The organism is Micromonospora sp. A3M-1-15, from assembly GCF_024213425.1.
Classification (GTDB): Bacteria; Actinomycetota; Actinomycetes; order Mycobacteriales; family Micromonosporaceae; genus Micromonospora; species Micromonospora chersina.
Map to the genome: position 1 here is coordinate 14,888 of NZ_JANAVK010000007.1, position 12,710 is coordinate 27,597.

At 70.9% G+C, this 12,710-nt stretch carries 10 protein-coding genes, 1 tRNA gene and 1 riboswitch; of the genes, 8 read left to right on the plus strand and 3 right to left on the minus strand.

Annotated elements, in window-relative coordinates; translation table 11 throughout:
* The first annotated feature begins 67 nt into the window (after positions 1-67).
* From NLX85_RS28635 to NLX85_RS28655, 5 genes are all read left to right on the plus strand, one after another.
* Positions 68-331 carry a cell division protein CrgA gene (locus tag NLX85_RS28635; protein ID WP_091316105.1) on the plus strand — a complete coding sequence of 88 codons (264 nt, stop codon included), beginning with the start codon at positions 68-70 and terminating at the stop codon, positions 329-331.
* Positions 332-533: 202 nt separating this feature from the next.
* Positions 534-2,732: a (Fe-S)-binding protein gene (locus NLX85_RS28640; protein WP_254340358.1), complete on the plus strand. Its 2,199-nt coding sequence runs from the start codon at positions 534-536 to the stop codon at positions 2,730-2,732.
* A 139-nt stretch (positions 2,733-2,871) separates the two neighbouring features.
* Positions 2,872-4,179, plus strand: coding sequence for a hemolysin family protein (locus tag NLX85_RS28645; protein ID WP_254340884.1), 1,308 nt, complete (start codon positions 2,872-2,874; stop codon positions 4,177-4,179).
* On the plus strand, positions 4,172-5,176 hold the full coding sequence (locus NLX85_RS28650; protein ID WP_254340360.1) for a hemolysin family protein: 1,005 nt from the start codon (positions 4,172-4,174) through the stop codon (positions 5,174-5,176). Before NLX85_RS28645 ends, NLX85_RS28650 begins: the two co-directional genes overlap by 8 nt.
* A gap of 179 nt (positions 5,177-5,355) precedes the next feature.
* A complete protein-coding gene (locus NLX85_RS28655) occupies positions 5,356-6,357 on the plus strand; it encodes a C40 family peptidase (protein ID WP_254340365.1) in 1,002 nt (333 codons plus the stop codon).
* 64 nt (positions 6,358-6,421) lie between these two features.
* Here the strand turns inward: NLX85_RS28655 and NLX85_RS28660 are convergent, their stop codons facing one another.
* Complete coding sequence (locus NLX85_RS28660) at positions 6,422-8,452, minus strand: N-acetylmuramoyl-L-alanine amidase (protein WP_254340366.1); 2,031 nt, start codon at positions 8,450-8,452, stop codon at positions 6,422-6,424.
* Between the two features lie 208 nt (positions 8,453-8,660).
* Positions 8,661-8,798: riboswitch (cyclic di-AMP (ydaO/yuaA leader) on the plus strand.
* Between the two features lie 68 nt (positions 8,799-8,866).
* Here NLX85_RS28660 and NLX85_RS28665 point away from each other — a divergent pair.
* Positions 8,867-9,847 carry an NlpC/P60 family protein gene (locus NLX85_RS28665; protein ID WP_254340367.1) on the plus strand — a complete coding sequence of 327 codons (981 nt, stop codon included), beginning with the start codon at positions 8,867-8,869 and terminating at the stop codon, positions 9,845-9,847.
* A gap of 60 nt (positions 9,848-9,907) precedes the next feature.
* Here the strand turns inward: NLX85_RS28665 and dcd are convergent, their stop codons facing one another.
* Entirely contained in the window at positions 9,908-10,486 is a 579-nt protein-coding gene (gene dcd / locus NLX85_RS28670; protein ID WP_091264644.1) for a dCTP deaminase, read from the minus strand.
* 78 nt (positions 10,487-10,564) lie between these two features.
* On the opposite strand from dcd, the gene NLX85_RS28675 reads away from it, so the two are divergent.
* A complete protein-coding gene (locus tag NLX85_RS28675) occupies positions 10,565-11,110 on the plus strand; it encodes a pyridoxamine 5'-phosphate oxidase family protein (RefSeq protein WP_254340368.1) in 546 nt (181 codons plus the stop codon).
* 70 nt (positions 11,111-11,180) lie between these two features.
* Here the strand turns inward: NLX85_RS28675 and NLX85_RS28680 are convergent, their stop codons facing one another.
* The gene (locus NLX85_RS28680) at positions 11,181-12,164 is read right to left on the minus strand and encodes a zinc metalloprotease (protein WP_254340369.1); all 984 of its coding nucleotides are present in this window, start codon (positions 12,162-12,164) and stop codon (positions 11,181-11,183) included.
* 241 nt (positions 12,165-12,405) lie between these two features.
* Between NLX85_RS28680 and NLX85_RS28685 the strand changes: the two genes are divergently transcribed.
* Positions 12,406-12,479: transfer RNA gene (locus tag NLX85_RS28685), tRNA-Gly, on the plus strand.
* The last annotated feature ends 231 nt before the right edge of the window (positions 12,480-12,710 follow it).

Below are 12,710 nucleotides of genomic sequence, written 5' to 3' on the forward strand. Positions count from 1 at the left end.
CATGGACCGTCGCCCCCGCGCCCGGTTGTCAGGCCGGACGAGGTCGTACCCCCCTCTGGAGAGCGTCGTGCCCAAGTCTCAGGTCCGCAAGAAGAAGGTGTACACCCCGCCGACGGACGTGCGTCCGACGGCGACGGCGGCGACGCGCAAGCCTAGCCCGGTCTGGCTGCCGATCACCGCGGTCGCGCTGATCGTGGTGGGCATCGGCTGGCTGGTCGTCTACTACCTTTCCGAGCAGGCGTACCCCGTGGCGTCGTGGGGTTACTGGAACCTCGCCGTGGGCTTCGGAGCGATGGTCTCCTCGCTTATCCTGCTCTCCCGCTGGCGCTGACCCGGGTCACCTCGCGCTGACCGGTTCCGCCGCCGCGACACGGGCGTACGTCACGCCGGGACGCCCCTGACCGGCGCCCGGCGCCCGCTGCGCCTAAGGTGTCGGCAGGGCGGCGTGGCCGGATGCGAGATGACTCACGTTACTGCTGGGTAACCTTGCGCGTAGGCTGCACTGACAAGCAGCAGACCGGGAGGCCAACTCGATGGGCAGCGTCCAGATCGTCACCACGATCCTCGCGGCCGCCATCACCGCCGTGGCGGTGTGGCTTGCGGTGCGCGCGGTCATGAAGATGACGGCCGTCATCCGGCTCGGGCAGCCCGCGCCGGAGCGCTTCGGCGACAAGGGCGCCCGCACGAGGAAGATGCTGGTGGAGACCGCCGGCCACACCCGCATGCTGAAGTGGAGCGTGGTCGGGGCGGCCCACTGGTTCGTGATGGTCGGCTTCATCGTGCTGTCGCTGCTGGTGCTCGAGGCCTACTTCGAGGTGGTCACCCCGGGTGGCGGGCTGCCGGTCATCGGGCACTGGACGATCTTCGGCCTGGCGACCGAGTGGATCGGGATCCTGGGCCTGGCCGGCATCCTGGTGCTGATGGGGATCCGGCTGCGCAACCGGCCCAACCGGCCGGGTAACCGCTCCCGGTTCACCGGCTCGACCATGTGGCAGGGCTACTTCGTCGAGTGGGTCGTGCTGCTGGTCCTGATCTTCGGCTTCGTGATCCGCGGCTTCAAGGTCGCCACCGACCACTTCGAGTACCCGGTCTGGGCCACCCCGCTGAGCCACGCGGTCGGCGCCGCGCTCCCGGCCTGGGCGGCCGGCGTCAGCGTCGCCGCCCTCATCAAGATCGCCATCTCGATGACCTGGCTCATCGTGATCTCGCTGAACGTCACCATGGGTGTCGCCTGGCACCGGTTCCTGGCGTTCCCCAACATCTTCTTCAAGCGCGAGCCCGAGAAGGCCGCCGGCTCCGGCCTGGGTGCGCTGCGGCCGATGATGAGCGACGGCAAGCCGCTCGACTTCGAGGAGGCCGACCCGGAGAAGGACCAGTTCGGTGTCGCCCAGGTCGAGCAGTTCACCTGGAAGGGCCTGCTGGACTTCAGCACCTGCACCGAGTGCGGCCGCTGCCAGTCGCAGTGCCCGGCCTGGAACACCGGGAAGCCGCTGTCGCCGAAGCTGCTCGTGCTGAGCCTGCGCGACCACGCGTACGCCAAGGCACCGTACCTGCTGGCCGGCGGCGGCAAGGACCTGACCGGCGAGGAGAAGGCGACCGCGGCCCAGCTCGCCCACATGGACGTGCTCGCCCTCGCCGAGGCTGAGAAGCCGCTGATCGGCACCGCCGAGGAGGGCGGGGTCATCGACCCGGACGTGCTCTGGTCCTGCACCACCTGCGGCGCCTGCGTCGAGCAGTGCCCGGTGGACATCGAGCACGTCGACCACATCGTCGACATGCGCCGCTACCAGGTGCTGATCGAGTCGAGCTTCCCGTCCGAGGCCGGCGTCATGCTCCGCAACCTGGAGAACAAGGGCAACCCGTGGGGCGCCCCGCAGAACACCCGCGAGGACTGGACCAAGGGCCTCGGCTTCGAGGTGCCGCGGGTCGGCGAGGTCGACGACTTCGAGTACCTGTTCTGGGTCGGCTGCGCCGGCGCGTTCGAGGACCGGGCCAAGAAGACCACCCGTGCGGTGGCCACGCTGCTCAACGAGGCCGGCGTCTCCTTCGCCATCCTCGGCGAGGGCGAGACCTGCTCCGGCGACCCGGCCCGCCGGATCGGCAACGAGTTCGTCTTCCAGATGCTCGCCCAGCAGAACGTCGAGACGCTTAACGAGGCGTTCGAGGGCCGGGAGAAGAGCAAGCGGAAGATCGTCGCCACCTGCCCGCACTGCTTCAACACCCTGGGCAACGAGTACGGCCAGCTCGGCGGCGAGTTCGAGGTGGTCCACCACACCCAGCTGCTGGCCCACCTGGTGGCCGCCGGCAAGCTCACCCCGGTGCAGCCGGTCGACGGCGGCGTGACCTACCACGACCCCTGCTACCTGGGCCGGCACAACCGGGTCTTCGCCGCGCCGCGCGAGGTGCTCGGCGACTCGATCCAGGGCGAGCTGACCGAGATGCCGCGCAACAGCGAGCGCTCCTTCTGCTGCGGCGCCGGCGGCGCCCGGATGTGGATGGAGGAGAAGATCGGCAAGCGGATCAACGTGGACCGGGTCGAGGAGGCCATGGCCACCGGGGCGAAGACGATCGCGGTCGGCTGCCCGTTCTGCTCGACGATGCTCAACGACGGGGTCAACGGCAAGAGCGCCGGCGAGCAGGTCGAGGTCATCGACGTGGCCAGCGTGCTGCTCCGCTCGGTCAAGCCGGACGCCCCGGCGGGCGAGAAGGAGACCGAGTCGGTCGCCGGCTGAGGCGTACCCCCGGACGAGCTGAACCACGACGGCGGCGGCACCCACCCGGGCGCCGCCGCCGTCGTCGGTCGCGGGTTCGTGTCGGGTGCCGGCCCGTGGAACAATCGCGCTCATCGACGGCCTGCTGGTTACCACGCTGTTGCCCCTGGTCGGCTTCGTGCTGCTGACCGCCGGCAACGCGTTCTTCGTCGCGGCCGAGTTCGCCCTCGTCACCGTCGACCGGGCGGAGATCGACCGGCGGGCCGGCGAGGGGGACGGCGGCGCCGTCGCGGTACGCCGGGCGCTGCGCGAACTGTCGTTCCAGCTCTCCGGCGCACAGCTCGGCATCACCATCACCGCGCTGCTCACCGGCTACCTGGCCGAGCCGGCGCTGGCCCGGCTCTTCGCCCCGCTGCTGCGCCCGGTCGGCGGGGCCGAACGGTTCAGCGGGCTGCTGGCCCTGGCGCTGGCCACCCTCATCTCGATGCTCTTCGGCGAGCTGGTGCCGAAGAACCTCGCCCTGGCCCGGCCGATGCCCACGGCGCTCGGCACCGCCGCGCCGATGAGGACCTTCTCCCGCACCTTCGGGTGGCTGATCCGGCTGCTCAACAATTCGGCGAACCGGCTGGTCCGGAGGCTCGGCGTGGAGCCGCAGGAGGAACTGGCCAGCGCCCGGTCCCCGGAGGAGCTGGGCCTGCTGGCGGCCATCTCGGCCCGGGCCGGGGCGTTGCCGCCGGACACCGCCATGCTGCTGCGCCGCACCATCCGGTTCGGCGACAAGCGGGCCGCCGAGGCCATGACCCCCCGGGTCGACGTGATCGCGTTGCGCGCCACCGCGACGGTCGCCGAGCTGCTGGACCTGTCCCGGCAGACCGGCCGGACCCGGTTCCCGGTCTACGAGGAGACGCTGGACCTGGTCACCGGGGTGGCCGGGGTGCCGGACGCGCTCGGCGTGCCGCTGGCCCGCCGGGCCGCCACCACGGTCGCCGCGGTAGCCCGCGAACCGGTGTACGTCCCGGAGAGTCTCGACCTCGACGGCGTGCTGGCCGCGCTCAAGGACGCCGGAGCCGACCTGGCCATCGTCGTCGACGAGTACGGCGGCACGGACGGCGTGGTGACCGTGGAGGACCTGGTCGAGGAGCTGGTCGGGGAGATCGCCGACGAGTTCGACCCGGACGCGGTGGACGACCTCGGGCCGGTGGAGCTGACGGTGCCGGGCGGCGAGCGGACCGTGCTGGTGGACGGCGTGCTCCGCGAGGACGAGCTGGTCGAGCAGACGGGTTTCCGGCTGCCCGAGGGGCCGTACGAGACCCTGGCCGGCTTCCTGATGGCCCGGCTCGGGCACATCCCCGTGCCGGGCGAGACGGTCGAGGACAGCGGGTACGAGTTCACCGTCGTGGAGGTCGACCGGCACCGGATCGAGCAGGTCCGGGTGGTCCGCCCGGAGGAGCCCGACGACGGTGAGTGAGCTTCTGATCGCCCTGGTGCTGCTGCTCGGCAACGCCTTCTTCGTGGGCAGCGAGTTCGCCCTGATCGCCTCCCGCCGGACGGTGCTGGAGCCGCTGGCGGCGACGTCGAAGCGGGCCCGGTGGGCCCTGTCGGCCATGAACCAGATCCCGTTGATGATCGCCGGGGCGCAGCTCGGCATCACGGTCTGCTCGCTCGGCCTCGGCGCGATCGCCGAGCCGGCGCTGGCCCACCTGGTGGAGACTCCGTTCGAGGCGCTCGGCCTACCCGCGTCGGCGGTGCACCCGGTGGCCTTCGTGATCGCCCTCGGCGTGGTGGTCTTCCTGCACACCGTGGTCGGCGAGATGGTGCCGAAGAACATCACCCTGGCCGGCCCGGAGCCGTCGGCGCTCTGGCTCGGCCCGGCCATGCTCGCCTTCTGCCTGGGCACCAAGCCGCTGCTGCTGGCCATGAAGTGGTCGGCCCGGCAGGTGCTGCGGCTGTGGCGGGTCGAGGCGACCGACGCCGTGAAGACCGTCTTCACGGCGGAGGAGTTGGCCGGCCTGGTCTCGCAGGCGCGTACCGAGGGGTTGCTGGACGCCGAGGAGCACGCCCGGATCACCGGCGCGCTGGCCCTGCACAGCCGGACCGCGGCCGACGCCCTGCAACCCTGGTCGACGGTGACGACGGTGGCCGAGGACGTCTCGCCGGCGTCGCTGGAGGTGCTGGCCACCCGCACCGGCCGGTCCCGCTTCCCGGTGGTGCAGCGGTCCACCCGCCGGGTGCTCGGCTTCGTGCACGTGAAGGACGTGCTCGGCTATGCGGGCGCCGGCCGCCGGGCGCCGGTTCCTGCCGAGGTCTACCGGCCGCTGGCCGTGGTGCCGCCCGACCGTACGCTGGCCGATCTGCTGCTCTCCATGCGGCGCGAGCGCCGGCACATGGTGCTGGTGAGCGACGGCCGCCGGCCGCTGGGCGTGGTGACCCTCGACGACGTATTGACCGCAATCGTTGGCAAGTGAACGAACACCCTTGGTACACAAGCGGTTGCGCACACGTGATTGAACCAATGGTCGCCTTGATTCCACCCCGGTGCCTTCCCTAATGTGGGGCACCGACCGCTGTGGGTCGTCTGCCTCGATCTTCCCTCTCGCGAGGCGCCCGACGGTCGGTTGCAAAGGAGTCCGTGCCGGTGGCAACCATGCCCCCTCATCGTCACGCCCCGAGCCAGCCGCCCGGCCGACCGGCCGGGTTCCACCGGGTGGTACGCCGTCTCCTCACCGTGGTCGCCGCCGTCGCGGTCGGCGCCGGGCTGCTGGCGGCCCCGGCGCACGCGGCGCCGTCGGTGGACGAGATCGACGCCCAGATCGACAAGCAGTGGGAGCAGCTGGAGCCCACCATCGAGCAGTACAACAAGGTCCGTGCCCAGCTCAAGGTCAACAAGAAGAAGTCGGCCGACCTCGAGAAGAAGATGGTGCCGCTCGAACTGGAGTCGGCGCTGGCCATGAACAAGGTCGGTGACATCGCCGCCCGCTACTACATCCAGGGCCCGTCCCAGGATCTCGGCGCGCTGCTGGTCAACACCAAGCCCGGCACGCTGGCCGAGCAGCTGGTCATCCTCGACCGGCTCGCCGACGACCAGCGCCGGCAGATCGCCGGCGTGCTCGCCGTCCGGGACAAGTACAACAAGCAGAAGCAGAAGCTGGACGCGCTGATCGCCACCGAGATCAAGCAGAGCAACGAGCTCGCGGCGAAGAAGAAGCAGATCGACTCCGAGATCAAGCGGCTGACCGCGATGCTGCCGGTGACCTCGATCCGCCCGGAGGGCTGCCCGGCCATCGACGGGGTGGTGAGCAGCGCGGCGCGCACCGCGATCAAGACCGCCTGCCTCCAGGTCGGTGACCCGTACGTCTGGGGCGCCACCGGCCCGAACTCGTTCGACTGCTCCGGCCTCACCCAGTACGCCTACAAGGCGGCGGGCATCTCGCTGACCCACTTCACCGGCGCACAGTGGAACGAGGGTCGGAAGATCGCGTCGAGTGACGCCCGACCGGGCGACCTGGTCTTCTTCTACAGCGACCTGCACCATGTCGGGCTCTATCTCGGCAACGGGTTGATGGTGCACGCGCCCCGGACCGGCAAACCGGTCCAGGTCTCGAAGGTGGCCTACATGCCGGTCGCCGGCTACCGCAGGCCGTACTGACCCACCCCGCTCAGCACGAAGGCCCCCGGTCCACGCGGACCGGGGGCCTTCGTTTCGCCGATCGTCAGCTCGGCGAGCCGATCGCCGACGGCAGGATCAGCACGTCGTCGCGGTTCGCGAACATGATCCGGTGGCCGAACTGGATCTGCACGTACCGGTTCTCGCCGCGGACCACGGTCCGGTCACCCGGGGCGGAGCCGTCGAACGAGACGGCCCGGTAGTACTCGCCCGGCAGGACGCCGCCGAGCGCGTACCGCTGGCCGGCCGCGAAGGTGTACTGGAGCGGCGAGATGGTCTGGTACGGGATGGTGGCCGGGTAGGCCTCCTTCTCCGGGTAGGCCCGCCCGTACACCGGGATGGTGGTCTTGCCCGGCTTGGGCGTCACCACGAAGCCCGCCGACCACTTGGCGGTGGGCGCCGAGGCCGGGTTGAAGAACCAGGCCTTCTGGCCGAGGTACCAGATCGCCGTCCAGTCACCCTGCACGTCCGCCAGGGCGTACGTCTGGCCGGCCGAGGCGCGGGCGCCGTGGTCGGAGATGTACATGGTGTCCGGCGTGCCGTTCGGCCGCAGACCGAGGTCGTTGACCAGCGGGGCGGTCGCGCTCGGGGCGGTCCGCAGGATCACTGCGGACGAGCCCCGCAGGGGGCAGGGCGCGGCCGGCGGCGTGGGCTTCGGCACGCCCGGCGGCTGCTGGTTGCAACCGGTGAAGGCGGGCTGGTTGGTGGCGAAGTCCGGGTCGATGGTGACCAGGCCGGTGTGCGGCGTGCCGGTGGAGTGGAACGGCGCCTTCATGAGGTCGAAGTAGTGCGACCAGTCCCAGTACGGGCCCGGGTCCCAGTGCATGCCGGCCACGGTGCCGGCGGTGGTGCCGGGCACGTTGTCGTGGCCGATGATGTGCTGCCGGTCCAGCGGGATCTGGAAGCGCAGGGCCAGGTGCCGGACCAGCTTGGCCGACGCCCGGTACATCGCCTCGGTGTACCAGGTGCCGTGCCCGGCGAAGCCCTCGTGTTCGAGGCCGATGGACTTGGCGTTGACGTACCAGTTGCCGGCGTGCCAGCCGACGTCCTTGGCCTTGATGTGCTGGGCCACGTAGCCGTCCACCGAGCGCAGCGTGTAGTGCCAGCCCAGGTAGTCGGCCCGCTTCACCAGGTCGACGCTCGGGCGGAAGTAGCCCTCGGTGTCGTGGATGACGATGTACTCGATCTTCTGCTGGGCCGGCCGGTTCCCGAGGTCGTGGTTGCCGTAGTCGCCCGGGTCGGCGCTGAGCTGCTCGTAGGGGGCCGGGATCCACTCGCAGGCGAGCCGCACCGGGCACTCCAGGCCGTCCGGCCGCTCGGCCCGGCGCAGCCCCAGCTTGTGCAGCCCGGACTGGTCCGGCGTCACCGTGGTGGCGGCCAGCGTCACCCGCTGGCCGTCGTCGGTGGTCCGGGCCGCGCCGAGGCCGAGCTGGTCGTAGACCTCGTCGGCGAAGGCCGCCGCCGCGTCCTCGGTGTCCGCGCCGGAGTAGCGGGCCACCGCGCCGTACCAGGCCGCCGGGTCGGTGCCGGCCCCGACCGGCGCGCCCAGTTCCTTCTGGTACGAGGCGAGCAGCGCCGCCCCGCCCCGGATGTTCGCGGCCGCGTCGGTGCGCAGCGTCTCCTCGGCGAGGCCGGTGAGCGCCGCGGCGGCGTCGAGCGTCTGCAGGGACGCCTGCGGCAGCACGTCCTCCGCCGGCGCCGACGCGGTGGCCGGGTCGAGGGTGAGCGGGCGCGAGTCGTCGCCCCGCGGGTCCTCGTCCTCGTCGACGTGGCCGCTGGCCGGGGTCGAGAGGACGTGCTGGGCGTCGGTGAGGTGCATCGGGCCGTAGCCGCCGCTGGTGCTCGGCTGGCCCGGGTGGGTGTCCCAGCGCGACTCCAGGTACGAGACGCCGAGCAGGACGCTCTGCGGCACGCCGTACTCCGCCGCGGCGGCGGCGTACTGCTCCTGGCGGTCGGTGGTGGTTTGGGCGGTGCTCGGTTCCGCGGCCACCGGTCCGGTGGCCACGAGCGCGGTGGCCGCCGCGACGGCGGCTGCCAGCAGCATCCGTCTGCCCGACGGCGGGGGTGAGAGGTGCATCGAACCTCCAGACAGGGATGGGGGTCACTGCGTCCTCACCCTCGCCCCGCGCAACCTCCGGGTCAATACCTTTCCGAGAGGTAATCTGCCGTGAAAAAAACCTTCGGGCACGGAGTGTCACGGCGTCTTGGGTTGCGGATCGGTAACGGCCATCTCTACTCTGGTCAATCGTCGGCCGCCAGTTTCACCGTCCAACCCGGGTGGTGACGGTTCGACACCGCCGAGTCGCCTCCGGGCGAGCCGGGGACCCAGGTACCTGGGGTGAATCCGCAGCCACTGCGGTAGGGCGGCTCCCTTCCCGCCCGAACCCGTCAGCTAACTCGGTAGGCGGGCACGAAGAAGGAGTACGGAAGCCCGGTGGCACACCATGCCCCGCGGCCACCGTCGAGCCGGTCGGTCGACCGGTCGACGGCTGTGCCGCGTTCCCGCTGGTCCCGCTTCACCACCGTCCTCGCCGCCCTGGCCGGCACCGCCGTCGTCCTGACCGGCGGCGCCACGGCGGCCCACGCCGAACCGTCGGTCACCGAGATCGAGCGCCAGATCGACCAGGACTGGAACAAGCTCGAACCGATCATCGAACAGGTCAACGCCACCCGCGAGCAGCTCGCCGCCAAGCGCAAGCAGGCCGCCGCGCTCGCCAAGCAGATCGCCCCGCTCCAGGCCCGGGTGGACGCCGCCCTCGGCCAGGTTGGCGGCCTCGCCGCCGACGCGTACAAGGGCGACAACAACCTCTCCACCGTCAACGCGCTGCTGGGCAGCCGGTCGCCGAGCGAGCTGGTGGACGGCCTCGCACTGCTCGACCGCTTCGCGAACCGCCAGCAGGCGCAGGTGCGTACCGTCGCCGAGCTGCGCGACCAGCTGGCCGCCAAGAAGCAGCCGCTGGACGAGATGATCAGCGAGCTGGCGCGCACCGAGGCGCAGCTCGCGGCGAAGAAGAAGCAGATCGACGCCGAGATCGTCAAGCTGCAGAAGCTCCGGCTCAAGGTCTACGGCAGCGGCGGTGGCGGTCCGCTGCGTCCGGCGCCGTGTCCCGCCGGCTACCCCGGTGGCCCGGCCGGCGTGGCGGTCAAGTTCGCCTGCGCCCAGATCGGCAAGATCTACGTCTGGGGCGCCGCCGGCCCCGACCACTTCGACTGCTCCGGCCTCACCATGGCGGCCTGGGCCAAGGCCGGCGTCTCGCTGCCGCACAACGCCCGGCAGCAGCACGACGTGACCAGGCGGGTGAGCCGGAGCGAGCTGCGCGCCGGCGACCTCGTCTTCTACTACAGCGACCTGCACCACGTCGCCATGTACGTCGGTGACGGCTGGGTGGTGCACGCCTCCCAGTCCGGCAAGCCGATCACGATGAAGCGCGTCGACGACGGCCAGATCAACAGCTATGGCCGCCCGGGCTGACCGGTCCGCGGGGGCTCCCGTGCCGCGGGGGCCCCTGCGCCGTTCCCGAGTGCCGGTCGGTCAGCGGGTCGGCCAGGTGCGCCAGTTCTGCCAGGACCGGCTCGGGGTCGGCCCGCGCTGCCCCTGGTAGCGCGACCCGTAGACCGCCGAGCCGTACGGGTGCTCGGCCGGCGAGGAGAGCCGGAAGATGCAGAGCTGGCCGATCTTCATGCCCGGCCAGAGCGTGATCGGCAGGTTCGCCACGTTGGACAGCTCCAGCGTGACGTGGCCGGAGAAGCCCGGGTCGATGAAGCCGGCCGTGGAGTGGGTGAGCAGGCCCAGCCGGCCCAGGCTGGACTTGCCCTCCAGGCGCCCGGCGAGCTGGTCGCCCAGCGAGATGACCTCCAGCGTGGAGGCGAGCACGAACTCGCCCGGGTGCAGCACGAACGGCTGGCCTTCCGGCACCTCCACCATCGAGGTGAGATCGTCCTGCTGCACGGACGGGTCGATGTGCGTGTAGAGATGGTTGTTGAAGACCCGGAACAGCCGGTCCAGGCGTACGTCGATGCTGGACGGTTGCACCAGCGTGGGCTCGAAGGGCTCCAGCGCGAGCGTGCCCGCCTTGATCTCGGAGACCAGGTCGCGGTCGGAGAGCAGCATCGGAACACCATAGCGACCGGTACGGGTGACCTGCGTGTCGGACTACATCTTCGTACACCTGTTCGATAGAATGTCCGCATGGCTTCCTGGTCCGAATTCGCCGCCGACGAGCCCCGACTCGCCGACGAGATCCGCCTCCTGTTGCAGCAGTACGGGCCGGGTTTCGGCTACCTCGCCACGGTCCGTGCCGACGGCGGCCCGCGGGTGCACCCGGTCTCCCCGGTCATCACCGACGACGGTCTCTGGTGCTTCGTCATCGACTCCCCCAAGCGCCGCGACCTCGAACGCGACGGCCGCTTCGCGCTGCACTCCTTCCCGCCGGAGGAGAGCGACGACGAGGCCTACGTGGCTGGCCGGGCCCGCCCCGTGACCGATCCGGCGACCGTGGCCCGGGTGGCCCGGATCGGCCGGGCCGCCTCGCAGGGCGACTGGCGGCTGTTCGAGTTCACCGTCGACGTGGCGATGCTGACCCGGCGCGACCAGGTGACGCACCCCGGCGGCGGCCGGCCGGAGGTGCGGGTCTGGCTCGACCCGGGGGCCGGCGCCCCGGCCCGGCGCGACCCGCTCGCCTCGGAGGGGCGGCGCGGCCGGCACGGCTTCGACACCCGCCGCCCGGCGGCCTGAACCCCCACGGAAAAGCCGGTGCCGACCCCGTCCGAGGACGGGACCGGCACCGGCGTGTGGTGCGGGGCGGTCAGGCCGCGCGGTAGGCGTTCCACGCGGTGAGCATGCGGCTCGCCTGACCAGGGGTGAACTGGTACATGCACGAGTCGTAGGTGTAGTCCATGAAGTTGGTGATCGGGTCCAGGCCGGCGGTGGTGCAGGTGTCGCGGCCGGTCGGGCACTCGAAGGCCGGCGAGGCCTCGGCCGGGGTGTCGGAGACGCTGTCGCCCGAGCCCGAGCAGCCACCCTGGAAGGTGTGGTAGAGGTTCAGCCAGTGGCCGACCTCGTGGGTGCCGGTGTCGCCCTGGTTGTAGTTGGTCGCCGTGCCGCCCGGCAGCGACTCGCTCAGCGCGACCACGCCGTCCATGCTGTTCAGCTTGCGCTGCGGGAAGGTGGCCCAGCCGAGCAGGTCGTCGCTCAGCTCGCCCAGGTAGAGGTTGAGCGTGTTCTTGCCGCCCTCGCGCAGCGAGGTCTTCATCGAGCGCTCGGCCGAGGAACCCTGCACGATCGGGTACCAGGCGGCGTTGGTGACGTGGTGCACCTTGGTGAGCTGGAAGCTGAAGGCGGTCGGGGCGCCACCGGTGGCACCGGCGTACGCCTTGTTCAGCACGTCGATCTGCTGGGTCACCATCGAGTCCGGGATGTTGCCCCCGGCCCGGGTGCTGTCCCGCTGGATGACGTGGACGACGACGGGGATGGTGACCGTGGCCAGCGTGGTGGCCCCGGCGCCGGCGCGGAAGTTCGCCCGCTCACGCAGCGCCGCCGCCAGGTCGGCGTCGCGCTCACGGACCTGCTTGGCGGTCAGCTCGTTCGGGTCCAGCTTGGCCGTGCCGCCCTTCTTGATCCGCGCGTCGGAGTGGACGTCAGCGGGTCCGACGCAGGACGCGTCGGGGGCGGCCGAGAAGGCCGAAGCAGCGGGGACGACGCCCACGGCGGCGGTGCTGAGCAGCAGCGCGAGGGTCGTCGACGCGACGCCGGCGGTACGCCGGGTCAGCAGGTTGGGACGCAGTCCCATGGGCCCACCTCTTTCGAACGGCATGACAGGGGGTATGTCACGCCGGGTCGGAAACGTGTGGGAGACGTTACATCCGATCGAAGGATTTGAGAACGGCCATATGTTGCCGTGCGGAAACTTTCCGCTGCTGATCGGCGCTCCGCCGTGACAAGATCGTTTCGGTCCGGTTGCGACGCGTGATCACGCTGCGGGGGTACCTGGGTGCAGGGAGGTGGTGGCCTCAGGTACAGTGGTGCCGCCTGCGGGTGTAGTTCAATGGCAGAACATCAGCTTCCCAAGCTGACAGTGCGGGTTCGATTCCCGTCACCCGCTCCAGCGTGAAGGCCCTGGCCAGGACGACAGTCCCGGTCGGGGCCTTCGGTGTTTCCGGTCACGATCATGCCGCGTGCCATTGGCCCATGGGCCACCGTGCTCGCCCTGCCACGAGGCATCGCAGCGACTCGCTTCCAGAGATTGCCCCCTATGTCCGCCACGGGGACCATTCGGCTGGTACGCGAAGCGGCCTCACGAGTTTCGGGTCGCAGCCGTACCTTATCCTCAGCGCAC